The sequence below is a fragment of the Kitasatospora sp. NPDC058218 genome (genome assembly GCF_042882445.1).
Classification (GTDB): Bacteria; Actinomycetota; Actinomycetes; order Streptomycetales; family Streptomycetaceae; genus Kitasatospora.
The window spans coordinates 26,980-51,804 of sequence record NZ_JBHVWC010000049.1; the positions used below are offsets into that span (position 1 = coordinate 26,980).

The 24,825-nt window shown below is 73.2% G+C and carries 21 protein-coding genes and 1 pseudogene; 15 read left to right on the forward strand and 7 right to left on the reverse strand.

The features are described 5' to 3' along the window. Positions 1–42: 42 nt before the first annotated feature. Positions 43–978, reverse strand: coding sequence for an NADP-dependent oxidoreductase (locus tag ACFVYI_RS28250; protein WP_387890651.1), 936 nt, complete (start codon positions 976–978; stop codon positions 43–45). A gap of 142 nt (positions 979–1,120) precedes the next feature. On the opposite strand from ACFVYI_RS28250, the gene ACFVYI_RS28255 reads away from it, so the two are divergent. After that, a complete protein-coding gene (locus ACFVYI_RS28255; RefSeq protein WP_387890654.1) occupies positions 1,121–1,522 on the forward strand; it encodes a winged helix-turn-helix transcriptional regulator in 402 nt (133 codons plus the stop codon). Here ACFVYI_RS28255 and ACFVYI_RS28260 read toward each other — a convergent pair. Next, positions 1,501–2,175, reverse strand: coding sequence for an AAA family ATPase (locus ACFVYI_RS28260; RefSeq protein ID WP_387890656.1), 675 nt, complete (start codon positions 2,173–2,175; stop codon positions 1,501–1,503). The genes ACFVYI_RS28255 and ACFVYI_RS28260 overlap by 22 nt on opposite strands. Before the next feature lie 70 nt (positions 2,176–2,245). Then, entirely contained in the window at positions 2,246–3,013 is a 768-nt protein-coding gene (locus ACFVYI_RS28265; RefSeq protein WP_387890659.1) for a hypothetical protein, read from the reverse strand. 209 nt (positions 3,014–3,222) lie between these two features. Between ACFVYI_RS28265 and ACFVYI_RS28270 the strand changes: the two genes are divergently transcribed. Further along, positions 3,223–3,759, forward strand: a complete 537-nt coding sequence (locus ACFVYI_RS28270) for an AAA family ATPase (RefSeq protein WP_387890661.1) — start codon at positions 3,223–3,225, stop codon at positions 3,757–3,759. 21 nt (positions 3,760–3,780) lie between these two features. On the opposite strand, the pseudogene ACFVYI_RS28275 reads toward ACFVYI_RS28270, so the two are convergent. Further along, positions 3,781–4,311: pseudogene (locus ACFVYI_RS28275) on the reverse strand (MarR family winged helix-turn-helix transcriptional regulator); the annotation flags it as partial. Between the two features lie 46 nt (positions 4,312–4,357). On the opposite strand from ACFVYI_RS28275, the gene ACFVYI_RS28280 reads away from it, so the two are divergent. Further along, positions 4,358–5,293, forward strand: a complete 936-nt coding sequence (locus ACFVYI_RS28280; RefSeq protein ID WP_387890663.1) for an EamA family transporter — start codon at positions 4,358–4,360, stop codon at positions 5,291–5,293. 57 nt (positions 5,294–5,350) lie between these two features. On the opposite strand, the gene ACFVYI_RS28285 is transcribed toward ACFVYI_RS28280, so the two are convergent. Beyond that, positions 5,351–6,655 (reverse strand): MFS transporter, encoded by a 1,305-nt coding sequence (locus tag ACFVYI_RS28285; RefSeq protein WP_387890664.1) that lies wholly within the window; start codon positions 6,653–6,655, stop codon positions 5,351–5,353. Then, the gene (locus tag ACFVYI_RS28290) at positions 6,652–7,899 is read right to left on the reverse strand and encodes an aminotransferase class V-fold PLP-dependent enzyme (protein WP_387890665.1); all 1,248 of its coding nucleotides are present in this window, start codon (positions 7,897–7,899) and stop codon (positions 6,652–6,654) included. The genes ACFVYI_RS28285 and ACFVYI_RS28290 overlap by 4 nt, the downstream gene beginning before the upstream one ends. Here ACFVYI_RS28290 and ACFVYI_RS28295 point away from each other — a divergent pair. The 4 genes from ACFVYI_RS28295 (at position 7,898) to ACFVYI_RS28310 (ending at position 13,545) form a co-directional block, all read left to right on the forward strand. Further along, positions 7,898–9,325 (forward strand): PLP-dependent aminotransferase family protein, encoded by a 1,428-nt coding sequence (locus ACFVYI_RS28295; RefSeq protein ID WP_387890668.1) that lies wholly within the window; start codon positions 7,898–7,900, stop codon positions 9,323–9,325. The genes ACFVYI_RS28290 and ACFVYI_RS28295 overlap by 2 nt on opposite strands. 506 nt (positions 9,326–9,831) lie before the next feature. Beyond that, the gene (gene fusA / locus ACFVYI_RS28300; RefSeq protein WP_387890669.1) at positions 9,832–11,943 is read left to right on the forward strand and encodes an elongation factor G; all 2,112 of its coding nucleotides are present in this window, start codon (positions 9,832–9,834) and stop codon (positions 11,941–11,943) included. A 170-nt stretch (positions 11,944–12,113) separates the two neighbouring features. After that, positions 12,114–13,031: a neutral zinc metallopeptidase gene (locus ACFVYI_RS28305; RefSeq protein ID WP_387890670.1), complete on the forward strand. Its 918-nt coding sequence runs from the start codon at positions 12,114–12,116 to the stop codon at positions 13,029–13,031. 151 nt (positions 13,032–13,182) lie between these two features. Further along, on the forward strand, positions 13,183–13,545 hold the full coding sequence (locus ACFVYI_RS28310; protein WP_360642264.1) for a hypothetical protein: 363 nt from the start codon (positions 13,183–13,185) through the stop codon (positions 13,543–13,545). A 203-nt stretch (positions 13,546–13,748) separates the two neighbouring features. Here the strand turns inward: ACFVYI_RS28310 and ACFVYI_RS28315 are convergent, their stop codons facing one another. Next, complete coding sequence (locus ACFVYI_RS28315; RefSeq protein ID WP_387890672.1) at positions 13,749–15,293, reverse strand: alpha/beta hydrolase; 1,545 nt, start codon at positions 15,291–15,293, stop codon at positions 13,749–13,751. Positions 15,294–16,064: 771 nt separating this feature from the next. Between ACFVYI_RS28315 and ACFVYI_RS28320 the strand changes: the two genes are divergently transcribed. The 8 genes from ACFVYI_RS28320 (at position 16,065) to ACFVYI_RS28355 (ending at position 24,783) form a co-directional block, all read left to right on the forward strand. Then, positions 16,065–17,396, forward strand: coding sequence for a condensation domain-containing protein (locus tag ACFVYI_RS28320; RefSeq protein ID WP_387890674.1), 1,332 nt, complete (start codon positions 16,065–16,067; stop codon positions 17,394–17,396). A 260-nt stretch (positions 17,397–17,656) separates the two neighbouring features. After that, positions 17,657–18,505 carry a fatty acid desaturase family protein gene (locus tag ACFVYI_RS28325; RefSeq protein ID WP_387890677.1) on the forward strand — a complete coding sequence of 283 codons (849 nt, stop codon included), beginning with the start codon at positions 17,657–17,659 and terminating at the stop codon, positions 18,503–18,505. 20 nt (positions 18,506–18,525) lie between these two features. Then, positions 18,526–19,194, forward strand: a complete 669-nt coding sequence (locus ACFVYI_RS28330) for a GNAT family N-acetyltransferase (protein WP_387890679.1) — start codon at positions 18,526–18,528, stop codon at positions 19,192–19,194. Further along, the gene (locus tag ACFVYI_RS28335; RefSeq protein WP_387890682.1) at positions 19,166–20,875 is read left to right on the forward strand and encodes an aspartate aminotransferase family protein; all 1,710 of its coding nucleotides are present in this window, start codon (positions 19,166–19,168) and stop codon (positions 20,873–20,875) included. The genes ACFVYI_RS28330 and ACFVYI_RS28335 overlap by 29 nt, the downstream gene beginning before the upstream one ends. A gap of 107 nt (positions 20,876–20,982) precedes the next feature. Beyond that, entirely contained in the window at positions 20,983–22,488 is a 1,506-nt protein-coding gene (locus ACFVYI_RS28340; RefSeq protein ID WP_387890740.1) for an AMP-binding protein, read from the forward strand. After that, positions 22,485–23,558 (forward strand): amidohydrolase family protein, encoded by a 1,074-nt coding sequence (locus ACFVYI_RS28345; RefSeq protein WP_387890683.1) that lies wholly within the window; start codon positions 22,485–22,487, stop codon positions 23,556–23,558. Before ACFVYI_RS28340 ends, ACFVYI_RS28345 begins: the two co-directional genes overlap by 4 nt. Next, a complete protein-coding gene (locus ACFVYI_RS28350; RefSeq protein ID WP_387890685.1) occupies positions 23,555–23,803 on the forward strand; it encodes a phosphopantetheine-binding protein in 249 nt (82 codons plus the stop codon). Before ACFVYI_RS28345 ends, ACFVYI_RS28350 begins: the two co-directional genes overlap by 4 nt. After that, positions 23,800–24,783 carry an amidohydrolase family protein gene (locus ACFVYI_RS28355; RefSeq protein ID WP_387890686.1) on the forward strand — a complete coding sequence of 328 codons (984 nt, stop codon included), beginning with the start codon at positions 23,800–23,802 and terminating at the stop codon, positions 24,781–24,783. The genes ACFVYI_RS28350 and ACFVYI_RS28355 overlap by 4 nt, the downstream gene beginning before the upstream one ends. Positions 24,784–24,825 lie beyond the last annotated feature (42 nt).

Below are 24,825 nucleotides of genomic sequence, written 5' to 3' on the forward strand. Positions count from 1 at the left end.
GAGACCTCGGGCAGCCCGGACCGGCGGCCGGCCCGGGGTGGTTCAGGGCACCAGGACGAGCCGGCCGCGCAGGCCGCCGCGGGCCAGCCGGCGGTGGGCGTCGGCGGCCCGCGCCAGCGGGTGCGTGCCGGCCACCCGCAGGGTGAGCCGCCGGTCGGCGGCCAGGGCGGACAGTTCGGCGAGTGCCCGGCCGTCGGCGGCGATCCAGACGGTGGACACCCGGATGCCGCGCAGGCCCTGCGGTGCGCCGCCGGCCACGCTGACGAAGGCCCCCCGGTTGCGGACCGCGCCGAGCGCGACCACCCCGAGCAGGGCCGCGTCCAGGGCGCCGTCCGCCCCGCCCGGGACGAGTGCCCGGACGGCGGCGGCCGGATCGGCGGTGCCGCGCGGCACGAACCGGTCGGCGCCCAGCCCCCGGACCAGCGCCTCGTCGGCCTCGCCGGCCATCGCCACGACCCGCAGGCCCCGGAGGGCGGCGAGTTCGACGGCGAAGCCGCCCACCGCACCGGCCGCGCCGGTCACCAGCAGCGTGCCGCCGGCGGGCAGGTCGAGCAGGTCCAGTGCCTGGGCGGCGGTCAGTCCGTTCAGCGGCAGGGTCGCGGCCTCGACCGCCGGCACCCCGGCCGGGGCCGGGGCCAGCGCCGAGGCGTCCAGCACCACGTACTCGGCGTAGGTGCCGAGGGAGACGTCCAGGCGGTCGCGCAGGCCGATCACCGGGTCGCCCGGGCCGAAGCCGGACACCCCCGTGCCCACCCGGTCGACCGCCCCGGCCACGTCCCAGCCCAGGCCGGTCACTTCGCGCGGTGCCATCAGCCCCGCCGCCAGCAGGGCCCCGGACCGGGTCACGGCGTCCACCGGGTTGACCCCGGCGGCCGCCACCCGGATCCGCACCTGGCCCGGTCCGACCTCGGGCACGGGGACGTCCACCAGCTCCAGGGCTTCGGGACCGGCATTGCTGCGAACGACGACGGCGCGCATGGCGCACTCCTCGGGGGAACGACAACGGGGACTGTGGAAGGCCCGGAGGTCCGGGCTTGCCAACGGCCCCCACGCTAGGGAGAGTTGCCCTCCAGCGGGAAGCACGCACCGCGAAGTGCGTACCGCACGGGGAGGAGAGCCCATGGCCACCATGACCGCCGCTCAGCGCCGCTCGGCCGAGCGCGCCGGCTTCGACGCCTATCTCGCGCAGTGCCCGGCCCGGCAGTTGCTCGACCGGATCGGTGACAAATGGGTCAGCCTCCTCGTCAACGCCCTGGCCGACGGCCCGCAGCGCTACAGCGACCTGCGCCGCCGACTGGCCGGGGTCAGCGAGAAGATGCTCACCCAGACCCTGCGCGCCCTGGAGCGCGACGGCCTGCTCACCCGCACCGTCACGCCCTCGGTGCCGGTCCGGGTCGACTACGCGCTGACTCCGCTGGGGGCCGGCCTGCTGCCGCTGATGCGGGCGATCAAGGCCTGGGCCGAGGAGAACATGCCCGAGGTGCTCGCCGCCCGGGACGCCTACGACACCCGGCCGCTCTGACGGACCGCCGGGGCCGGGGCCCCGGCCGGGACCTCGGCCGGAGCCTCGCCCCGGGGCGGGCGAAGCGCTTCGTCGAGGCGTGCGGCGAGCGTGTCCCAGGGGCGGCAGGCGACCACCGGGAGGGCATGGCGGTGGGCCTGCTCCGCGAGCCACCGCGAGTACCGGGCGCCGACCTGCGCCCGCCGCGCCTGTACGCCGCACTCGGGCTCGCGGGCGGCGTAGTTGGCGGTGATCCGGGCCGCGGCCGGCTCGTGCAGGAAGACCGCCCGGACGCGCCGCCCGGCCGCCCGGCCCGCCTCGACGGCCCGGGCGGCGGCGGCCGGGGTGAGATAGTCGCCTTCGACCACAGCGGGCACGTCCACCGTCAGCCGGTTGCGGACGACGCCGAGCACGGCGGGTTCCAGCGCCCGGGCGGTGGCGATCTGCAGCTCCAACTCCCGTTCGACCGACAGGCCTTCGGCGCCGGCGAGGTCGTCGAAGTGGTGCAGCCCCGGGTGCTGGGCGGCTGTGGTGATCTCCTGGACGGCGCTGACCACGTCGTCGAACTCCACCACGAAGGCGCCCGCCTCCCTGGCCAGCCGCGCGGCGGCCCGGCTCTTCCCGATGCCCGAGGCCCCGCCGATCAGCACGATGTCCCACCACAGCTCCGCCATGGGGCGGACGGTACCGCGTGCCACGGTGCGGGATCACCCGCATTCGGCCGGACCGGTGCGGGGGCGGCGGTCAGCTCCGGGTCTCGTGGGCGGAGACGTTGGCGGTGACGCCCTTCAGCAGGGGATCGAGGCGGTCGGTGAGTTCCTGGTAGTCGCTCTGCCGTCCGTCCGACCACTGGCCCAGGCCCACCACCATCGCGCGCCCGGTGCCGGTGAAGGCCTGGATCATCCCGCTGTCGGGTGCCAGCGTGGGAAGGCCGGAGCCGGGCGGCGGCGCCTGGGCGCCCACCTGGTAGTCGTCGAACGCCATGGCCAGCTGGGTGACCAGGTGCACGGTGTCGGCGGGTTCCCGCATGGTGAAGACCGACAGGTTGAACTGGTTGTTCCGGGCGTCCTTGTAGAGCGCGACCTGGTGGCTCACGCAGCCCTTGCTCCTCTTGATCATCGAGATCAGGCGGGGGCCGACGGAGTCCTGGAACGTGCAGGAGTCCAGGGTCTTGGCGGCCACCTTGGTATAGACCGTGCCCGAGTCCGCCCTCACCTCGGCGGGGAACGCCTGCTCCAGCGGCACGGCCGGCCGGGACTCGGCGGCCGCGGGCGGCGTGGTCGCGGACTGCGCGCCGGCGGACGGCGCGGTCGGGCTCGGTGCGGCCGGGGGGACGGCCGGGGCCGCCGCCGGGGGTGTGCCGCCCCCGGCGTCCTCGGACGGCGGCTCGACGGCCTTCATCGCCCCGAACGCCACCGCCGCCGCGGCGAGCGCGAGTGCCAGGTTGCGGGGCCAGACCGGCTTCCGGGGCTCGGGTCGGTCCTGGTCGGGGATGTTGTCGCTGGTGTTCACGCCGATACCGTAGTGATCACTGCAGTCGAACTGATGACCGGTCGATCACATCTTGATCACTGACGGCGGCGCGCGGTTGCTCCCGGGACCGGGGTGTCGGGCGGGCGGGGCGGTGGGCCCCGGCGCGCCCGCCGGCGGTCCGGTTCGTGCGCAACCCGGTGGCAGCGGAACGACTGACGCCCCGGGGGCCGTCCACTAGCGTGGTGCAGATGACGGGGAGTGAGCACACCGTGCTGATCGTCCTGCGGGGCAACAGCGGATCCGGCAAGTCGAGCATCGCGGCCGCCCTGCGGGCCCGGTACGGGCGAGGGCTCGCGCTGGTCGGCCAGGACAACCTGCGCCGGACCGTGCTGCGGGAGCGGGACACGGACGGCGCGGCCGCGATCGGCCTGATCGACACCGTCGCCCGCTACGCCCTCGACCACGGCTTCCACGTCGTCGTCGAAGGCATCCTGTCCGCCGCGCGCTACGGCCCGATGCTGGGCCGGCTGGCCGCGGACCACCGCGGCCGCACCCGGCTGTACTACCTCGACGTCGACCTCGTGGAGACCTTGAACCGCCACGCCCTGCGGCCGCAGGCCACCGAGTTCACCTCGGAGGAGATGACCGGCTGGTACGTCGGGGGCGACCTGCTGCCCGGGGGTGTGGAGCGGGTCATCGGCCAGGACAGCACGCTGGAACAGAGCGTGGACCGGATCCTGGACGACACCGGACTGACGCCGCCGGGGCCGATGCCGGCGCCCTGAGCGAACGGCGGCGGTGGGTGGCTGCGGGTGGTCCAGGCGGTGCTGCCAGGCGGTCAGGAGGCCCTCCAGGGTGCCCGCCTCCTGCGGGGTGAGGAGCTCCAGCAGGCGGTGCTCGTTGCGCATGTGGGCGGTGAAGGCCTCGTCGATCAGCCGGCGGCCGGCCGGGGTGAGGGCGACCACGCGCCCGCGCCCGTCCTCGTCGCTGCGGCGGCGGGTGACCAGGCCGGCCCGTTCCAGGCGGTCGATCCGCTTGGTCATGGCGCCGGTGGTGACCATCGTGTGGGCGGCGAGCTCGCCGGGCGCCCGTTCGAACGGGGAACCGGCCCGGCGCAGGGCGGCGAGCACGTCGAACTCGCCCTCGCTCAGGCCGTAGCGGCCGTACACCAGGCCGAGTTCGTCGGTGAGGCGGGCGGCGAGGCGGTGCAGCCGGCCGATCACCGCCTGCGGCGAGACGTCGAGGTCGGGCCGCTCCCGTCGCCATTCGGCCTGGATGGCGGCCACGTGGTCCGGGGCTCCGGGCGGCGGTCCGACCGGTTCGCGCTGCTGCTCCATGGCCCCATCCTAGCCGGATAGCTTCCTTGGAAGGTATATTGCTTCCATGGAAGCGAATCTGCGGTGGGTGCTGCTGACCGCCGTCGCGCCGGTCGCCTGGGGTGCCAACTACTACGTCACCCGCGAGTTCCTCCCGGCGGACCGCCCGCTCTGGGGCGCCGCCCTGCGGGCCCTGCCGGCCGGGCTGATCCTGCTGGCCCTCTGCCGACGGCGGCCGCGCGGCGCCTGGTGGTGGCGCTCGGCGGTGCTCGGGCTGCTCAACACGGGCGTCTTCTTCGTCCTGCTCTACGTCGCCTCGCAGCTGCTGGCCACCAGCATCGCCTCGACCGTCATGGCGGCCTCCCCGCTGGCGATGATGCTGATCGCCTGGGCCCTGGTGGCCGAACGACCCGCCCGCGCACACCTGGCCGGCGCACTGGTGGGCCTGGGCGGGGTCGGACTGATGGTGCTCACCCGGACGGGCCCGGTGAGCCTGCCCGGGCTGGCCGCCTCGGTGGCGGCCATGCTGGTCTCCTCCTGCGGCTACGTGCTCGCCGGGCGGTGGCGCGACGGCGCGGACGTCCTGGCCTCGACCTCCTGGCAGCTGATCGCGGGCGGGGTCGTACTGCTCCCGGTGGCCGCGCTCGCCGAGGGGGCGCCGCCGGCACCCGCCCTGCCGGAGCTGCTCGCCTTCGGCTACGTCACCGTGGTGGCCACCGCGCTGGCGTTCGCGGCGTGGTTCGCCGGACTGCGGCACCTGCCGGCGGGGACGGTCGGGCTGATCGGGCTGCTCAACCCGCTGACCGGCGTCCTGCTCGGCACGGCGGTGGCGGGGGAGGAGTTGGGGCCGCTCCAGGCGGGCGGGCTGCTGCTGGTCCTGGCGGGCGTGGTGCTGGGACGGCCGCGCGGGGCGGGGCGCCCACCGGGGCGCCGCCGGTCGGGGCGCCGGTCGAGGATGCCGGCCGCGCCGGCCGGGAGCGAGGCCTGCCGCAGCGCACCCTGACGTCGCCCGGGGTGCGGTCCGGGCGGCCGGGCAGGGTCCCGGCCGCCCGTTCCGGGTTCAGCGGCCCACGTCGTCGGCCGCCGCAGGCAGCTCGCGCAGGTGGCGGACCGGGGAGACGAAGAGGCCGATCACCACGGCGGCGGAGCCGGCCGCGGCCACCCGCAACGCGCCCTCGGCGCCGATCCGACCCGCCAGGAGGCCGGCGCAGAGACCGCCGAGCGCGCCGCCGCCGAACAGCAGGGTGCGGAACGCCGCCGTCATCCGCCCCATCATCGACTGCGGCGTCATGGCCTGGCGCAGGCTCACGATCACGACCCCGGCCACCCCCAGCCCCAGGTAGGTGGTGAAGAAGGAGAGCACGCACAGTGCGATCACCACCGGGCGGGGGCCGGCCGCCAGGGCGATCGGGCTCGGCCCGAGCAGCAGCGCGGACTGGGCGACGAGGTAGACGCGGCCGAGCGGGAACCGGGCGACCACCCGGCGGGAGATCAGCGCGCCGAGGAGCCCGCCCACCGAGGAGGTGGCGAAGACGGCGCCGAGGGCGGCCGAGCCGAGGTGGAGGTCGTTCGTCCCGTGGAGCAGGAACATCGTCCAGACGGTGACCATGGAGAAGTTGCAGCAGAAGCCGATCAGCGCGAGCGCCCGCAGGACGTCGTTGCCCATCACCCATCCCAGGCCCTCCCGGAGTTCGGCGAGCAGGTGCCGCTCGGCGGCCGGCTCCGGGTGCGGTTCGGGCGTGCGGATCAGCAGCAGCGTCAGCACGGACACCGCGTACGAGCAGGCGTCCACCACCAGGGCCACCGGGGCCGTGAGCGCCGACACCAGGAGGCCGGCCAGGCCGGGGCCGGCCACGTCGGCGGCGGAGGAGCCGGCGCCCATCTTGGCGCCGGCCTCCACGTAGTGCGCGGGGCTCTTCACCAGCACGGGGACGTACGACATCCAGCTGACGTCGAACACCACCGAGGCGACACCGACCGCGCAGGCGATCACCAGCAGGACGGGCAGGTCGAGCGCGTGCCACCAGTACAGCAGGGGGACGAGGGCGAGCAGGACCAGCCGGGTGAGGTTGGCCGCCAGCATGACGGGGCGCCGCCGCACCCGGTCGGTCCAGACGCCGATCAGCAGGGCGAGTCCGAGGTAGGGCGCGAGCTGCAGGAAGCGCAGCAGGCCGACCTGTTCGTCGGTGGCGCCGAAGGCGCTGATGGCGGTCAGCGGCAGGGCGAGGTTGGTGACCTGGGTGCCGAGCAGTGACACCGTCTCGCCGAGCCAGAACCGGAGGAAGTCGCCGTTGCGCCACAGGCTCGCCGGGGGTGCCCCGGTCGCGCCGTCCGCCGTCGCCGCCGTCAGTTGGGCGTCCGTCATCGCACACCGCCCGGTGCACGGCGGGCCAGCCGGGCGACGGTGTCGGCGACCGCGTCCACCTCGTCCTCGGTGTTGTAGTAGTGCGGCGACAGGCGAAGGCACCACTCGACGTCCTTGTCGGCGAAGTCGAACTGCGCGAACTCGCGGTGGCTCAGTGCGGAGTTGATGCCCTGTGCGTCCAGCGCCGCCTTGAAGGGGCCGGCCTGCCACAGCTCCACCGCGAAGGTCACCAGCGCGGCGGGCGCCCGTCCGCGGTCGAGCAGGCGCACCCCGGGGGCGTCGGCCAGTCGCTCGCGCAGCCGGGCGGCGAGCGCCGGGGTGCGCCGCGCCACCGGCTCGACGCCGACCTCGAGCGCGTAGCGGACGGCTGCCGCGCAGCCGAGCACGGCGGCGTACGGGAACTCCCACTCCTCGAAGCGGGCTGCGGTGTCGACCGGGCGGTAGGCGTCGGGGGCCGTCCAGCGCGCGCCGTACATGTCGATGAACAAGGGCTCGAACCCGGCCCGGAGCAACCGCTCGGAGACGTACAGGAAGCCCGAACCACGGGGCCCGCGCAGGAACTTGCGGCAGGTCGCCGTCAGCAGGTCGCAACCGATCTCCTCGACGTCCACTCGCAACTGGCCGACGGACTGGCAGGCGTCCACCAGGTACAGCAGGTCCAGCTCCCGGCAGTGCCGGCCGATCTCGGCCACCGGCTGGACCAGGCCGGAGTTGGTGGGCACGTGGGTGACGGCCACCAGGCGCGGCCGCCGCGCCCGCATGAGGCGGGCCATCGCCTCGACGTCGACGCCGCTGCCGTCCTCGTGGTCGGGGGCGTGCACGATCTCGACGCCGTGGCGCCGGCGCAGGGCCAGGAAGGCGATCTGGTTGGAGACGAAGTCGTTGCGGGTGGTCAGAACGACGTCGCCGGGCCGGAAGTCGATCGCGGAGAGCGCCTTGGTGTAGGCGTGGGTCGCGCTGCCGGCGAAGGCGATGGTGCCCGGCCGGGCGTTGATCAGCTCGGCGACGGAGGCGTGGAAGTCGGCGACCTCGGCGGCTCGGGCGGCGGAGGCCTCGTAGCCGCCGATCGCGGCCTCCAGGTGCAGGTGGTCGACCATCGCGCGGAGCACCGGGCGGGCCGGCAGACCGCAGCCGGCGTTGTTGAAGTGGATCACGGACTCGCAGCCGGGGGTGTCGGCCCGGAGGGCGGCGAGATCGAGAAGCGGTTCCGGGCTGCGGGTGAAAGCGCTATTCTCATTCTTCATGTCAGACGGTAGCAGTACTGAGATGCTCGTGACGATCCTCCGGGCCGAGATCGCCGCCCTCGGGCCCGGCGACCGGCTGCCCAGCAGCCGCGACCTGATCACCCGTCACGGGGTCGGCCCGGTCACCGTCTCCCGCGCGATCGCCCTGCTGGCTGCCGAGGGTGCGGTGGTGACCCGCCCCGGCAGCGGCACCTTCGTGGCCGTCCGGCGGCCCCGGCAGAGCGGCGGAGCCGCCGACACCTCGTGGCAGGCGGTCGCCCTGGCCGGCCGCCCGCACGTTCCCGGAGCCGACCCCGGGGCCGAACCCGGTGGACCCGACGGATCGTCGACCCCGCTCCCGGCCGGCACCATCAGCCTCTCCGGCGGCTACCTGCACGAGAATCTCCAGCCCACCAGGGCACTTGGCGCGGCACTCGCCCGAGCGGCCCGCCGGCCGGACGCCTGGCACCGGGCCCCGGCCGCCGGCCTGGCTCCCCTGCGCGCGATCTTCGCCCGCCAGGCCGGGGCTGGAGTCGGCCCCGAGGACGTCCTGGTCACCGGAGGGGGGCAGGGGGCGCTGTCGATGCTCTTCCGGGCGATCGCGGCGCCGGGCGGTCCGGTGCTGGTGGAGTCGCCCACCTACCCCGGCGCGCTCGCGGCGGCCCGCGCTGCCGGCCTGCGCCCGGTGCCCGTCCCGATGGACGACGACGGCATCCGCCCCGACCTGCTCGCCGACGCCTTCGCCATGACCGGAGCGCGGCTGCTCTACTGCCAGCCGACCTTCCACAATCCGACCGGCACCGTGCTGAGCCCCGAGCGCCGCCGCCAGGTCGTCGACGTCGCCCGCGCCGCCGGGGCGTTCCTGATCGAGGACGACTTCGCCCGGCACCTCGGTCACGGCCGCCCGGTGCCGCTCCCGCTGGTCGCCGACGACCGGGACGGCACCGTCGTCCAGCTGACCTCACTGACCAAGGCCGCCTCACCCAGCCTGCGGATCGGCGCGGTGATCGCCCGGGGTCCGGTCATGGGACGGCTCCGGGGCATGCGGCTGGTGGACGACTTCTTCGTCGCCCGCCCGCTCCAGGAGGCCGCCGTCGAACTGGTCAGCAACCCTGCGTGGGACCGTCACCTGCGTACCCTGGCCACCGCGCTGCGCGAGCGCCGGACCGTCCTGGCCGACGCGCTCGCCCGGGAGCTGCCGGACTGGACGGTCGCCGGCCTGCCGTCCGGCGGGCTGCACCTGTGGGTGCGTCTGCCGTCCTCGGAGCCGGACACCGCCGTCGCCGACGCGGCCCGGGCGCACGGTGTCGCCGTGAACGCCGGCCGGCGCTACTTCCCCGCCGAGCCGCCGGCCGCCCACCTGCGCCTCAGCTTCGCCGCAGCCGCTGATCAGGCCGAACTCACTGAGGCGGCCCGGCGGTTGGCCGTGGCTCGCGCCGGTGGGTGAGGCCCGCCGCTGACCGTCGGCTGTCGGCGGCCCCTCGGCTGTCGGCGCCCTCGGCGGGCGTCGCCTCTCCGGCAGACCGCCCGGTGGGTGCCTTCCCGGGGGAGCCGCCCGGCGGGTGCCGCCGTGGCCGACCGGCGTCGGGCGGGAAAACCGGGTGACCCGCGCCGCCCGGGCTCCCTAGACTCGCCCCGCAGTCGCACGCCGCCGCGGTCCGTGGGGTGGCGTGCCCCGTGACGAGAGAGGGAGGACCAGTCGTGCGCTACCGCACCGCTGTTGTCGTTCCCTCGTCGCGGTACGAGGTGATCCTGGTGTCCTCGTGCGCCCGGTGCCCGCTGCGCGGCCGGCACCGGAAGTCCGCGACGAACGCCTGAACTCCCGTCCCAACCCGCCCTGATGACAGGGTGCCGGGTGGGCTCGGACGGCCGGACACCCTCCGGCCGGTTCGCCGCCGTCGTCGCCGCAATCGCGCCGCCACCTCCGCGGAACACCCCGAAAGGCACCGGGCCATGCGCACCGACCTCGTCAGCACGACCACCGCCACCACGACCACCGCCGCCACCACGACCGCCGCCGCCACCGCGGCCATCGCCACCGTGCGCAATCTGGGCATCCTCGCCCACGTGGACGCGGGCAAGACCACCGTCACCGAGCGGATCCTCTACCTCACCGGCGCCACCCACAAGCGGGGCGAGGTCCACGACGGCACGACCGTCACCGACTTCGACCCCCAGGAGCGCGACCGGGGCATCACCATCTTCGCCGCGGCGGTCAGCTGCGCCTGGGACGGCCATCGGATCAACCTGATCGACACCCCGGGCCACGTGGACTTCGCCGACGAGGTGGAGCGCTCGCTGCGGGTGCTCGACGGGGCGGTGGCGGTCTTCGACGCCGTGGCGGGCGTCGAGCCGCAGAGCGAGTCGGTGTGGCGCCAGGCCGACCGGCACGGGGTGCCGAGGATCGCGTTCGTCAACAAGCTCGACCGCGCCGGCGCCGACCTGGACGCGGCCGTGGCCTCCATCCGCGACCGCCTGCACCCCGTCCCGTTGGCCGTCCAGTTGCCCATCGGGCAGGAGGAGGGCTTCACCGGCGTGGTGGACCTGCTGCGGATGCGCGCCCTCACCTGGGCGGACCGGCCCGGCCCGGACGCCTACCGGGAGGGCCCCGTCCCCGAGGAGCTGCGGGCCGAGGCCGAGCACCGCCGCCGCCTGCTCGACGAGGCGGTGGCCGGGCTCCACCCCGGCGCGCTGGAGGAGTACTGCGACCGTGCGGCGCTCTCCACCGGGACGCTGTCCGCCGCGCTGCGCGACCTCACCCGCACCGGCGGGGCCGTGGTCGTGCTGTGCGGCTCGGCCTACCGCAACCGGGGCATCGAACCGCTGCTCGCGGCCGTGGTGGACTACCTGCCCTCGCCGCTGGACGTGCCGGCCGTGCGCGGTCTGCTCGACGGCGCGGAGCAGCTGCGCACCGCCGATCCGGCCGGGCCGTTCGCCGCGCTGGCGTTCAAGGTGAACGCCACCGCCACCGGCCGGCTCACCTACCTGCGCGTCTACTCGGGCACGATCCGGAAGGGGGAGACGGTGCTGGACGCCGGCACGGGGCGCACCGAACGGGTCGCCCGGATCCTGCGGGTCCAGGCCGACCGGCACGCCGAGACGGAGTCGGCGGCGGCCGGGGACATCGTCGCCGTGGTCGGGGTCAAGGCCGCCCGCGCGGGTGCCACGCTCTGTGCGCCCGGCGCGCCGCTGGTCCTGGAGCCGACCGTGGCGGCCGACCCGGTCGTCACGGTGGCCGTCGAGGCCCGCCGGGCCACCGACACCGACCGGCTGGCCACGGCGCTGGCCCGGCTCGCCGAGGAGGACCCGTCGCTGGTGGTCCGGACCGACCCGGAGACGGGCCAGCGGGTGCTGTCGGGGCTGGGCGAGCTGCACCTGGAGGTCGCGGTGGAGAAGATCCGCCGCACCCACGGGCTGGAGGTGACCGTCGGGCGGCCGCAGGTGGCCTACCGGGAGACCATCGCCGGCGGCGTGTCCGGCCTCGTCCACCGGCACGTCAAACAGGACGGCGGCGCCGGCCAGTTCGCCCATGTCGTGCTCGACGTGGCACCGCTGGACGGCGACGACGCCCGGGCCGCCGAGGGGTTCGTCTTCCGTTCGACCGTCACCGGCGGTCGGGTGCCCAGGGAGTACGTCCAGGCGGTGGAGGCCGGCTGCCGCGACGCGCTCACCGAGGGACCGCTGGGCGGTCACCCCGTCACCGGGGTGCTCGTCACGCTGACCGACGGGGCCACCCACCCCAAGGACTCCTCGGACCTGGCGTTCCGCACCGCCGGGCGCCAGGCCCTGCGCCAGGCGCTGCGGGCCTGCCGCCCGCTGCTGCTGGAGCCGGTCGCCGAGGTGACGGTGAGCGTGCCCGAGGAGGTGGTGGGCGGTGTGCTCGGTGACCTGGCGGCCCGCCGCGGCCGGGTCCAGGGCTCGCAGGCACGGGCCGGTGCGGCGACGGTGACGGCGACCGTGCCGGTGGCCGAGCTGTTCGGCTACGCCACCGGGCTGCGCAGCCGCAGCCAGGGCCGGGGCACCTTCACCGCCCGGCCCGCCGGCTACGCCCCGGCTCCGCGGTAGGCGCCGGCCGGGCCCGCCCGCACCTGGGCGGGCCCGGGCCACGGGTGCGGCTGCCCGCCCCGGCAGACCGCCTCTGACCTGCGCGTCCTTCCCCGGTCGGGGTGGCTCGACGGGCTACCGTGGCCGGGCGGCCGCACCCGCGCCGCGGCGGGTACGACGGACGGACGACCATGCAGTTCGACGAGCAGGGGGACCTCGACACCTCACAGGTGGACGACCGGCGCGGGCGGCCGGGTGGCCGGATCGCGATCGGCGGTGGCGCGGCGGGCCTGCTGGTCGCCCTGGTCGCGGTGCTCCTCGGTGTCGACCCGAGCGTGCTCGGTCTCTCCGACGGGGGTGGGGAGGGCGCCGGCGCCCTCCCCAGCACCGCCGGGGAGGTGCAGCAGGTCTGCCGCAGCGGTGCGGACGCCAACCGCCGTCAGGACTGCCGGATCGTGGCCGTCACCAACAGCGTTCAGGAGTACTGGCGGGGCGAACTGCCCCGGCACGGCACGCCCTACCGGCCTGCCGAAACGGTCCTGTTCACCGACCGGGTCTCCACCGCGTGCGGCGCGGCGAACTCCGCCGTCGGCCCGTTCTACTGCCCGGGTGATCGTCAGGCCTACTTCGACCTCGGCTTCTTCGACGAGCTCTCCACCCGGTTCGGCGCCCGCGGCGGCCCCTTCGCCGAGGCGTACGTGGTGGCGCACGAGTACGGGCACCACATCCAGAACCTCACCGGCACGATGGAGAAGGTCGGCCGGGACCGGCAGGGCCGGGACAGCGCCTCCGTGAAGCTCGAACTCCAGGCGGACTGCTACGCGGGGGTCTGGGCCCACCACGCCACCACCACCCCGCAGGCCTCCACCGGCCGCCCGCTGATCAGCACCCTCACCGATCAGGACATCGCCCAGGGCCTGGACGCGGCGGCCGCCGTGGGCGACGACCGGATCCAGCAGCGGGCCACCGGCCGGATCGACCCGGAGAGCTGGACGCACGGCTCCTCCGAGCAGCGCAAGGCCTGGTTCACCACGGGGTACCGGACGGGCTCCATGACCGCCTGCGACACCTTCACCGTCCCGCGCCGACCGGCGCCCGCGTCGTCCTGACCGTCGGGCGTCCTGACGGCCCCCGCGTCGACCCGCGGCCCGGCACACCCTGTCATCCGTCAGGGACCGCTGCCGCCGCACCGCTCCTACGCTGCTGATCACCGGCCGGGCCAGTCACACCCGGACCAGCCACAGCAGAGGGAGAACCACCATGCGCAGGATCCTGCACGCCGCCGCGGCGCTCGCCCTGGCGACCGCCGCCGTCACCACCCTGGGCGCCACCGGTGCCCAGGCCGCCGACAGCTGGGACGGCTGCCCGTCCGGGGCGGTCTGCATCTACGGCGAGGGCGCGCCCACCTCCACCCCGCCGACCGACGTGTTCTACAGCTACGGCGCCCACAACCTGAGCAACAAGACCGGCTGGCACTGGGTGCTCAACAACCAGACCGGCGGCGCCCACGCCCACCTGTGCCTCGGCTACAACGGCACCAACTGCAACTACGACATGCCCGCCCAGAACGGCGTCTGGGCCGACCTGGGCCCGGTCAACTCCATCACCCTCGACCGCCCCTGATCGTCCCCGACCGACCTGCCGACGACGCGGCGGTGGGGGGGGCGGCCGGGGGGGGGGCGCCCCCCCCGCGGCGCCGCGGGGGGGGCCGAACCCCCCCCCCCCGCCCCCCACCCCCCACCGCCGTGCTCCGAGTGCGGCCGTCATCGCCCGCCCGGGCCGTACCCGGCAGCCCGCACCCGGCGCCGGGGGGCGCCGGGGCACGGTCAACCGGCCTGCGGCGAGGGGCAGGTGAGGTCGTGGCGGGGGGCGCGGTCGGCGAGCAGGTAGGACTCGACGACCTCGCGGACGCAGCTGTCGGGCCCCGGGTACTGGCCGTGGTCGCCGTTGCCGGTGACCGTCACCAGCCGGGAGCCGCGCAGCGCGCGATGGGCCGAGCGGGCGGCCTCGTAGTAGGTGGCCGGGTCGTGGCGGGAGTTGAGCATCAGGGTGGGCGGCAGGCCCGCTCCGGTCACCCGCACCCGGGGCGCGGTCGGCGCCGGCCAGGAGGCGCAGACGGCGGCGAAGGCCAGTGTCCGGGCGCCCGCCAGCGGCCAGCGGGCGGTGAGTTCGGCGCCCTGCGCGACCCAGGTGTCCAGATCGCGGGTCCAGGGCGTGTCGTTGCAGGTCACCGCGAAGTACTCGGCGAGGAACTCGGGGCTCAGGTACTGGCCGAAGACCAGCCGCGCCGTCGCCCGGGCGGTCTGGCTCGCGCCCGGCCAGTCGTCCAGCGCGGTCAGGGCGGTGGCCAGCCCGGGGAAGCCGTCGCCCGCCCGGTAGACGGCCTGGACGGTCCCGTTGTCCAGCTGGTTGGGGCCGACGGTCAGGGTGCCGTCGACGAGGGGGCTGTCGTGCAGGGCCGCGCGTCGCCGCTCCCAGTGGGCTTTGGCCTCGGCGACGGTGGTGCCGTAGTGGTACGTGCCGTCCCGGGCCGCGAGCCAGGGCAGGAAGTCCTCCTCGAAGCGACGCTGGAAGCTCATCGGCTGCCCCAGCTGGAACCGTTCCCAGCTGCCGTCGAAGCCGACATTGCTGTCCAGGACCATCCGCTCGACCCGCTGCGGGAAGAGCGTCGCGTAGTAGGCGCCGATCATGGTGGCGTAGGACGGGCCGTAGTAGCTGATCCGCCGCTCGCCGAGCAGGGCGCGGAAGAGGTCGAGATCGCGGGCGGTCTGCTCGGTCGTCAGGTACGGCAGCAAGCCGCCACTGCGCTGCTCGCAGCCGGCGGCCAGCCGGCGGGAGTTGTCGATCACGCGGGCGCGGGCGGCCGGGGAGTCGTCGCGGAAGTCCCCGGCGAAGAAGGCCCGGAACTCCTCGGGTGTCTGGCAGACCGCCCGGGTGCTGTGGCCGACCCCGCGCTGGTCGAAGCCCACCACGTCGTACGCGGCCCCGACGGTCGGTGCCGCGCGCACGAAGGTGTCCGGGCGCAGCAGCCCCGCGCCGCCGGGGCCGCCGGCGGCCATCAGCAGGGTGCCGCGCCGCTGTGCCGGGTCGCCCGCGCGATGGCGGGACACCGCGACGGAGAGGTCCGGGCCGCCGTTCGGGTGGTGCCAGTCGCGCGGGACGGCCATCGTGGCGCACTCCAGCGCGGGCGCCTCCGCGCAGGGCTGCCAGGCGAGTCGCTGCTGGGCGTAGCGGGAGGGGACGGCCGGCGCGGTGGCGGCGCTCGCCGAGGCGGTGCCGGTGGTGGGCAGGGCGACGGCGGCGAGCAGCGCGGCCGCCACGGCGGCGAGCGGAGCCCGGCGTCGACGGGTGCTGGGTGGGGATGCGTTCACGTCATCGATCCTGGCCGTCCGCGGCGGCGCGATCGATCCGGTGCGCACCCCTTTCCGGGGTGGTGCGGGCGACACCCGCTGAACGGCGGGGGTGCACGCGGGAGGTGGCCCGTTCGCGCTCGCGTCGTGCCTGAGGTGGCCCGTTCGCGCTCGCGTCGTGCCTGAGGTGGCCCGTTCGCGCTCGCGTCGTGCCTGAGGATCCACTGTCAAGACGGCCTTGACGGAACTGGCCAGCTCATCGCCGGCCGGTGAACCGGTGATGAAGTCTCCCGGTGGACTCCGCCGGCCCCGCTCGCACCGCTGCCACCAGCCGTCTCGTCCCGGCCGTCAGCTGCCCCCGGGTGGGCCGGACGCCCCGACCGCCGGTCACACGAGGAAGGTTGGATCACACCATTCACTCTGGCGAATCTGATAATGGCGTTCCCGTGACCAGCGGATCTTCCGTATCCCCTCGGTGCATAGTGATCAAATTTGACCGTATCGTAGCCTGTCTTGATCGCAACATCGGCCAATCATTACTGATTGAGGCCATCTCGTTGCGCGTGTAGCGTCTTTCAGGTCGACCGCCAAACATCATTTTCTGGTCACGAGATGTCCGATATTCGGACTGTTCGCAGCGTTATCCGGCACCGCCGGTCAGCCATGGCCGCCGGCATGACCTCCATGCCGGTCATCTCTTCTCTCCTGCCGAAACCAGTGCATCCGGCCAATTTCCTCCTCGCCCGCTTCTGAAGATCTTCGGTCTGTCCTACGTCGGAGAAGGGACGCACGGTGCACGCACCTCACGGGGAACACTTTCCGCTGCTCCCCACACAGTCGAGAACCTGGAATGCGCAGATCGGCGACCTCACCAATCCCGTCTTCTCCGTCTGTGACTACTTGGAGATCCGCGGCCCGGTGGACCTCGATCTCCTGCGCGCCGCACACCTGCGGGTCCAGCGCGAAGCCGACGCGCTGCGTCTGGGGATCATCACGGTGGAAGGCGAGCACCGCCAGTTCGTGCACCCGGACCCGACTCCCCTGCAATGGGTCGATCTGAGTGCACGGAGGGATCCGGCCGCGGCGGCCGCGGCGTGGATGGCCGAGGACGTCCACCGTCCGGTGGATCCGCTGAAGCTGTGCGGTGCCACCGTCATCAAGACGGCGGACGACTGTTTCCTGCTGTACTGGAAGGTCCACCACGCCGTCGTCGACGGCTGGAGCCTCGCGCTGATCCTCAACCGCATGGCAGCCGTCTACAGCGCCCTGGCGCAGGGGCGGAACCACGAGCAGGGGATGCTGCAGCCCTTCGAGCGGCTGCGGGAGAACGAGGCCGCGTATCGGGAGGGGAAACGTTTCCTCTCGGATCGAGCGCACTGGCACGCCAAACTGGCGGACCGCCCGGAGCCCGTCGGACCCTCCCGTCGCCGAGCCAAGACCGCCATCGCAGGCCGGCGTACTCGGCACGAGCTGGCGCCCGACCGGGTCGCCCGTCTGGGGAAGGTCGCGGACGGCCTGGGCGTGACCTGGTCCGATCTGGCCATCAGCGCGATGGCCGCGTACGTGGGCAGCACGGTCCGGGAGTCCGAAGTGCTCCTGGGGCTCCCGACGGTAGGCCGGCTGAGTCCGCAGGTGCGCAACGCCGTCGGCATGGCGATGAACATCCTGCCGCTGCGGGTCCCCTTCGACGACGGATCGTCGCTGGTCGGCCACGCCCGACGGGTCTCGCGCGAAGTGCGTGAACTTCTGTTGCACTCGCGTTATCCCACGGCCGAGTTGTCGCGGGAGATCGCCGAACAGGGCGGCAGCGGACGGTTGTGGGCCGCCATGGTCAACGTCATGCAGTTCGACCACCGGCTGGACTTCGCGGGAGTCCCGGCGATCCAGCACACGGTTTCGCTCCCCCTCACCGTCGACATGACGGTGTACCTGATCCAGATCGCGTCCGACGGGACGATGGAACTCATCCTCGACACCCACCCCGACCTCTACAGCGCACCGGAGAGCGAGGCGCACCTGGCGGGGCTGCTGTCGATGTTCGACGCGATCGAGAAGGCCGGTCCGCACACACCGCTCCACGCGCTGTGTCCCGGTCCCGAGCGGTCCCGCGCGTCGGCGGGCTGACCACACGCCGACCCGAGCAGAGCCGAACGGCGAACCAGGCCGGCCAGATCCGGTCCCGGCCGGGTCGAGGGCGGTGTGCCACGAGCGCACCCTGCCCGCACGCGCCCTCAGCGATACGCACCTTGCGTCGTGATCGGAAAGGAGGCAGGAGTGTGGACGCGCCCGCAGGCGAGACGGCAGTCCCTCGTTCATCCCGGCATCAGGAGGCCGTTGAGCTCAGAGCAACGCTGAAACACCTGCGCACCGAGCCCCGGGGCTGGGTGTTCTCCCTCAAGTTGACCCTGTGCGCCGTCCTCACCGGGGCGGGTGTCGCGCTGGCGCTGCAGCCCGTGCTCTGGTGTCTGATCGTCGGAGTGGTCCTGATCGGCGCCATGTTCGCGCACGCCGCGGAGCTCCAGCACGAGACGCTGCACAATCTGGCCTATCGCAGCAGCCGGGCGAACACCGTCACCGGCATCGTCCTCGGGCTGCCGATGCTCATCTCCTTCGCCGCCTACCGGGCCACCCACATGCGCCACCACCGCGATCTGGGAACCCCGATGAACCGTGAGTTCTTCGACTACGGCGACCAGTACGGCGCGAAGGGCGACCGGTCGCGACTGGCTGTCGCTCTCGACTGGGCCGTTCGTTTCTCCATGGCCCACCACTACGTGTTCTTCGTCGCGAATCTCGGCCGCTCGCTGCTGGGCCGGGACTTCTCCGAGGAGAACGCCCTGGTCTCCCGCAGGATCCGGCGGGACCATCTTCTTGCGGCGGCCGTCATTGCCGGGTTGGGCGCACTGACCTGGTGGACAGGGAATGCCGTCATCGTCCGGGTGTGGTTGCTGCCGCTCCTGCTCGTCGCCGCTCCGGTGCACGCGGTGATCGAACTGCCCGAGCACTACCGGTGCGAGACCCTCGATCGGGACCCCTTCGCCAATACCCGGACGATACGTTCCAACCGGATCGCCATGTGGTTCACGAACGGCAACAACTACCACGTCGAGCACCACCTGATGCCGAATCTTCCGATCGAGCGACTGCCCGCTCTCCACGTCGAGGTCCGGGACCGGATCCGTCATCTCCACAGCGGATACCTCGACTTCTTCGTGAAGCTGCTCCGCAAGTGATCTCAAGAGGGGTGAAGGTCATGGACGTTACCTATCGAATAGCCCGGACAGAGGCCGAGCGAGCCGATGTGATCCTGCTGCGTGACGCCGTCTACGTGCAGGACCAGGGCCGGCTCGCCGACACGGCCGACACGGCGGCCACCTTCGACCGCTTCGACGGGACGGCCGAATACATCGTCGGCTACCTCGACGGCGTGGCGGTGGGCACCGTCAAGGTCGTTCCCGACTCGCCGTCAGGGCTGCCCTGCGACGACACCGTCGACCTCTCCCTGCTGCGGCCGCGCAACCGACTGGTGGAGTTCGGCCACCTGATGACCCTGCCGAAGCTCCGGAACCAGGAGATCGGCCTGGCGCTCATGCGCCAGGCGCTGGTCCACAGCGTCCGTAGGCACCGGGTGACGCACATCATCGGCGACTTCTTCGTCGACGACTCGGGGGGCCTGCGCACCTTCTACCGGGACCTCGGCTTCGTGGCGCTCGGCGAGCCGTACGCGGACGAACGCTTCCAGGGAGCGCCGCTCAGCCTGGTGGCGACCCTGGATGTGCACGGAGCCGCCCAGGCGGCGCGCGACGACGTACACCGCGGCAACCGGGTGCTGCAGTACTTCTTCGGCGACTACGACACCTACGCGTCCGCCGATCCGAAGGAGGAGGCCGTACATGCGCACTCGACGCCAGCAGCTGGCTGAACTGAAGGCGGCGCACAACCACCCCACCTACGCCAAGATGGCGTTCGTCATGGGCTGCAAGGTCCAGGCCAGGGGGGAGGGGAGCCGCGTCAGCGACGACGAGGGACGGTCGTTCCTCGCGATGTTCGACCAGTACGGCAACCAGTCCTTCGGCTACTCCCACCCGCGGATCGTCGCGGCCGTACGGGAACAGCTGGACACCGGGGTGCTCAACAGCACCAAGATCATGTTCGAGGACGTGCAGATCCGGCTCTCCGAGCGGCTCGCGCAGACCACCGGGCAACGTCTGCCGTACTCGTACCTGGCCAACGGCGGCGGGGAGACGATCGACAACGCGCTGAAACTGGCCCGTGCCGCGACCGGCCGGCCCGGTGTCATCAGCGCCCGCGGCTGCTTCCACGGCAAGACCTTCGCCACCCTCAGCGCCTCCAACCGCCCCGAACACCGCACGCACCTCGGCCCGTTCATGGAGCACTTCCGGCAGGTGACCTTCGGTGACACGGCCGAGCTGGCCGCCGCGCTGGACGACTCGGTCGGCGCGGTCCTGCTGGAACCCGTACAGGCGGAGGCCGGGGTGATCGTGCCGCACCCCGACTACCTGCGGGAGGTGCGCAGGCTGTGCACCGAGGCCGGGGCCCTCCTGATCCTCGACGAGATGCAGACGGCCTTCGGGCGGTGCGGGACCTTCTTCGCCTACGAGCAGTCCGGCATCGTCCCCGACCTGGTGTGCGTGGGCAAGGCATTCGGCGGCGGTGTGCTGCCCGTCTCGGCGGTGCTGGGCACCGAGGAGGTGTGGGGAGTGCTGCGGGAACTGCCCTCGACGTTCGGGTCCAGTCTGGGCGGCAACCCGCTGTCGTGCCGGGTCGGTCTGGAGAGTGTCGCCATCGCCTCGGACCCCCTCTTCCTCGACGGAGTGCGGGAAAGGGCGGGGACGATCGGGCAGCGGCTGGCCGCGGCCGCGGAGCGCCACCCCGGCGTGGTCGCCGCGCACCGCGGGGTGGGCATGATGCACGGCCTGGAGTTCCACGACCAGGCCCTGGCCGGTCTCGTCCTGGGACGGCTGCTGGAAGAGGGCATCACGTCCACGTATTCGCTGTACAACCCGAGGGTGCTGCGGGTCCAGCCCCCCATGGTCATCACCGTGGAGGAGCTCGACCACTGCCTGTCGGTCCTCGACACCCTCCTGGCGGAGGCCGACGCGCATCTACGGGCCGTCGGCGACGGGCGTGCCGACGGCTCCGGTACCGAACTGTCCCCGCTCACCCGCACCGTGTCGCTGCCGCACCCGGCCGCTGAGGTGCTGGAACTCCTGCACACCCGGCCCCGCATCCTGGATCCCTTCGCCACCGCCGACACCGGACCGGTCGGGTACGACGCGGAGTTCGCCGGACGGCTCGGGGCGGACACCGTGATCTGGGCCGACCGTGCGGAGACCACCGCCCGGGGTGTCCGGCTGAGCGCCGAGGCCGGCTGGCTGTGGCGCACCCTCCGCCGCGAGGCGACGGTCACGCCCGCCGCCGACGGCGGCAGCCTCCTGCGGCTGTGCATCACCTGGGACACCGACAGCGGCTCGTACGAGGAACTGCTCGGCGGCCGCATCGGCTTCCTGGCCGGCCGGGCGCTGACCGAGTGCGTCGCGGCGCTGCGGTCCGCGCTCGGATCCGTGCGGGAGACCGTGTGAGCCGCGGGCAGCCCCCTGCGGGCAGCCCTGCGAACGCCCCGATCGGCACGACGGCTACAGCGGCTACAGCGGCTACAGCGGAAACGAAAGGCGGACCCGAAGTGAGCATGACCCTGCACGACCTCACGAACCGGTACGGCGGCCACACGGACGCCCGCGTCGTGGAGATCGACGTCTCGGGCGGTCGCCGGGAATTGACGCACAGCGATCTGCACGCCCTGGCGGCCGTCCGCGCCGGGCAGTTGACCGCTGCGGGCGTGCGGCGGGGCCACCTCATCGGGATCAAGGCGGGCAACAGCCTCGACTGGCTGGCCTGGGACCTCGCGGCACTGGCCGTCGGCGCCCTGCTCAAGGCGTTCCCGGACTCCACGGAGGTGGCCGACCCCTCGGAGTTCGTCGCCCGGCACGGCCTGGCGCTGTTGATCGCGGACGACTCCGTACCGCTCACGGCACCCACCGTGATCCGGCCCGACGGCGTCCCCGGGGAGAACGTGGCGCCGTCGAGTGCCGAGGTGTACGACGGCGAGGACGTGCACAGCCTGGTCTACTCCTCGGGCACGTCGGGCCGGCTCAAGGGACTCCGGATCAGCGGAAGCGGCACCGCCTACGTCATCAACCGCTTCATCGACAGCTTCCGTCTGACCGCCGCCGACCGGCACCTGATCTTCCTGCCGCTCTCCAACTACCAGCAGCGGCTGTCGGTCTACTGCTGCCTCTGGCTCGGGGCGGATCTGGTGCTCGCCCCCTACCAGCGCGTGTTCCAGACCCTGCGCAAGGAGCAGCCGACCTTCCTGATAGGCCCGCCCGTCTTCTACGACACCGCGTTGCAGCTCTCCGCGTCGAGCGGCGCGGACGTCAGCCTGGGCGACTTCCTCGGTGGGCGCATACGGTTCCTGATCACGGGGATGGCGCCGATCCGGCGTGAAACCCTCGAAGGGTACTGGAAGCAGGACGTCCGGCTCCTGGAGGCGTACGGGCTGACGGAGACCGGCATGGTCGCCTGGAACACCCAGGACGCCTACCGGCTCGGCTCCGTCGGCAAACTGATAGACCCGGACGCGGTGACCTTCCTGGAGGACGGGGAGGTGGTCATCAACCGCCCGGCGCCGCTGAGCCGGGGCTACTTCGAGACCGACGACGGCTCGGCGCCCGAGGACTGCTTCCGTCCCGACGGCTCCATCCTGACCGGTGACTACGGGCGACTGGACGAGGACGGGTACCTCGCCCTGATCGGCCGCAAGAAGGACGTCATCGTGCTCGGCAGCGGACGCAAGGTGCACCCCGCCGAGATCGAGAGTGCGTTCGTCTCCGTCGAGGGCCTCAGCGAGATCATCGTGGTGCCGACCGCGCAATCGGCCAGGCTCGGCGCGATCATCACTCCGACCGACCCCAAGGACACCGCCCTTCGCACGCGGCTGCGCAAGCGCGTCGAGGAGGTCAACGGGTCGCTCCCGCCCCACCAGCGCGTGATGTCGATGGTCTTCTCCGAGCGGCCGCTGCGCTCCGACCCCGCGTTCCTGACCGCCAATCTCAAGCTGAGCAGGGCCCGTGCGGCGGAGCACTTCGCCGCCACGCTCTCCACCGCGCCCGCAGCGGACGAGGGGGGCCGGTGAGCGAGCCGGCCGGGCCGACGACGGCCGGAAGCGCCGGCAACGGCAGGAGGGCCGGGAGTCCCGACCGGCCGCTCGTGGTCGACGCGCAGGTCCAGCTCGGCAGCGAACTGGCCATCCCGCGCGCCTTCCTGGAGTACCAGGCCGCCAACGTCCACCACCGGCTGGCCTCGTACGGCCACCGGGTGCCACCCTCGCGCACCTTGGAGCACGTCCTCGCCCTCCACCAGGACGACGAGGCCGACAAGCTCGTCGCCGAGATGGACGAGGCGGGCGTCGACCAGGCGTTCCTGGTCGTCCCCGACTTCTCCCAGGTGGCGCGTTGCCGGCTGTCCCGTCCCGAACTCGCGGCCTGGCACGACCGGGTCGCCCGCCGCCACCCGGGCCGCTTCCACGTCTTCTGGGGCGTCGACCCGCGAGCCGGCCAGGACGGCGTCGACCTCTTCGAACGGTGCGTGACGGAGTACGGCTTCGCCGGGCTGAAGCTGTACCCGCTGTGCGGCTACTCGCCCAGTGACACGCGGTTGGACCCGTACTTCGAGATCTGCGCGCACCACGGACTGCCCGTCCTGACCCACACGGGTCCCGGCTGGGGGCCGCTGGACTTCTCCTACGGCAGTCCGCTCCTGCTGGACCGGGCGGCCCGCGACTTCCCCCAGGTCGACTTCATCCTGGGGCACGGCGGGGTCACCCACGTCGACGAGGCGACCTATCTGTGCGCCCACCGGCCCAACGTGCACCTGGACATCAGCCAGTTCCACTCGGTCCTGGCCGCGGACGGCTGGCAGGCGCACCTGAACCGGCTCCTCCGCACGGGGATCAGCCACAAGATCCTCTTCGGGACCTGCTGGCCCTCCTACCGGCTGTCGGAGTCGCTCAGCGGCCTGGTCGGCGCGTTCGCCCAGGGTTCCCCCGCCGTCGCCGGACTGCGGGAGCCCGAGCGACGACTGCTGATGAGCGGCAACAGCCTGCGCCTGATCGGCCGCAGGAAGCCCACCGGAAGCGGTCCCGGGGAGCCGCACCGCACACCACCGCACGATGCCGAAACGACGCACGGGAGTGGCCTGATATGAACCAGGACAGCGCGGAGCTGGAGAAGTCGCTGATCGCATGGGTGGAGGAGTGGAACGCCGGGGAGACGCAGACCGTCGTCGACGCGGACACCAATCTCAGCCACACCGGCCTGCTCGACTCCATGGCGGTCGTCGGCCTGGTCGCCCACCTGGAGGAACAGAGCGGCACGGCCTTCGACTTCGCCACCTTCGACTACAGCGACGGCGTCACCGTCCGGGGCCTCGTCCAGCACTGCGTCGGATGACCACCGTCTACGACGGCCACTGCCACGTGGCGTCCACGCGCTTCATCCCCCAGGCGTTCGTCGAGGACGTCGCGGGCAACGTCCACAGCAGGCTCTCCGCGAGGGGCGCGGCCCCGTCGGTCGCCCGCATCGCCCGCGGCTACGCCGACCAGCACCAGGACCACCTGGCCGACGGGCTGGTCGCCGAGATGGACGCCGCCGGGATCGCCCGGGCGGTGCTGCTGGTACCGGACTTCAGCCTGCGCATGCCCGGAAGCACGCCGCCCGCCGAGGCGGCCCGGCTCCACCACGAGATCCGGCAGCGCCACCCCGGTCGCTTCTGGGTCTACATCGGGGTCGATCCGCGGCGCGGCCCCGAAGGGGTACGAGCCTTCGAGCGGATGGTGGACGAGTACGCCCTGGACGGGGTGAAGCTGTACCCGCCCTGCGGCTACTCGCCCTCCGACCCGGGCCTCTACCCGTACTACGAGATCTGCGCGGCCCTGTCGCTGCCCGTGTTCGTGCACACTGGACCCACGGCGGCGAGCCTGGACTACGAGCCCGCGGACCCGATCAGGATCGACCGGGCGGCCCGCGACTTCCCGCAGGTCGACTTCGTCCTGGGGCACGCGGGGCTGACCCACGTGGACACCGGCGGCTACCTCGCGGCATACCGGCCCAACGTGTACCTGGACATCGGCGGGTTCGCCAGCACCCCGACCCTCCGGGACTGGCCGGAGCATCTCAACCGGCTCTTCCGGACGGGCATCAACCACAAGATCATCTTTGGGACGGACTGGCCGCTGGGCCGCATGGGCGGCGGGCTGAAACGCCTGACCGACGAAGTCCTGCACGGGCCGACCGTCTTCTCCGGGGTCTCCCGCACCGACCGGCGACTCATCCTGGGCGACAACCTGCTGCGCGTCCTGGCGCCCGGCAGCCGCCCCGCCGCGCACCCGGCGGCCGCACCGCGAAACGGGGCCGCCGACGTAGCCGGCTGACGACACGACGGACCGTGGACACCCCGCCCGCCGCACCCCGGA

Excerpts from the sequence above, each read along its gene's own strand:
- ACFVYI_RS28250 (WP_387890651.1), bottom strand. The coding sequence starts at position 978 with ATGCGCGCCGTCGTCGTTCGCAGCAATGCCGGTCCCGAAGCCCTGGAG.
- ACFVYI_RS28255 (WP_387890654.1), top strand. The coding sequence starts at position 1,121 with ATGGCCACCATGACCGCCGCTCAGCGCCGCTCGGCCGAGCGCGCCGGC.
- ACFVYI_RS28260 (WP_387890656.1), bottom strand. The coding sequence starts at position 2,175 with ATGGCGGAGCTGTGGTGGGACATCGTGCTGATCGGCGGGGCCTCGGGC.
- ACFVYI_RS28270 (WP_387890661.1), top strand. The coding sequence starts at position 3,223 with ATGACGGGGAGTGAGCACACCGTGCTGATCGTCCTGCGGGGCAACAGC.
- ACFVYI_RS28280 (WP_387890663.1), top strand. The coding sequence starts at position 4,358 with ATGGAAGCGAATCTGCGGTGGGTGCTGCTGACCGCCGTCGCGCCGGTC.
- ACFVYI_RS28285 (WP_387890664.1), bottom strand. The coding sequence starts at position 6,655 with ATGACGGACGCCCAACTGACGGCGGCGACGGCGGACGGCGCGACCGGG.
- ACFVYI_RS28295 (WP_387890668.1), top strand. The coding sequence starts at position 7,898 with ATGTCAGACGGTAGCAGTACTGAGATGCTCGTGACGATCCTCCGGGCC.
- ACFVYI_RS28290 (WP_387890665.1), bottom strand. The coding sequence starts at position 7,899 with ATGAAGAATGAGAATAGCGCTTTCACCCGCAGCCCGGAACCGCTTCTC.
- fusA (WP_387890669.1), top strand. The coding sequence starts at position 9,832 with ATGCGCACCGACCTCGTCAGCACGACCACCGCCACCACGACCACCGCC.
- ACFVYI_RS28305 (WP_387890670.1), top strand. The coding sequence starts at position 12,114 with ATGCAGTTCGACGAGCAGGGGGACCTCGACACCTCACAGGTGGACGAC.
- ACFVYI_RS28310 (WP_360642264.1), top strand. The coding sequence starts at position 13,183 with ATGCGCAGGATCCTGCACGCCGCCGCGGCGCTCGCCCTGGCGACCGCC.
- ACFVYI_RS28330 (WP_387890679.1), top strand. The coding sequence starts at position 18,526 with ATGGACGTTACCTATCGAATAGCCCGGACAGAGGCCGAGCGAGCCGAT.
- ACFVYI_RS28335 (WP_387890682.1), top strand. The coding sequence starts at position 19,166 with ATGCGCACTCGACGCCAGCAGCTGGCTGAACTGAAGGCGGCGCACAAC.
- ACFVYI_RS28340 (WP_387890740.1), top strand. The coding sequence starts at position 20,983 with ATGACCCTGCACGACCTCACGAACCGGTACGGCGGCCACACGGACGCC.
- ACFVYI_RS28350 (WP_387890685.1), top strand. The coding sequence starts at position 23,555 with ATGAACCAGGACAGCGCGGAGCTGGAGAAGTCGCTGATCGCATGGGTG.
- ACFVYI_RS28355 (WP_387890686.1), top strand. The coding sequence starts at position 23,800 with ATGACCACCGTCTACGACGGCCACTGCCACGTGGCGTCCACGCGCTTC.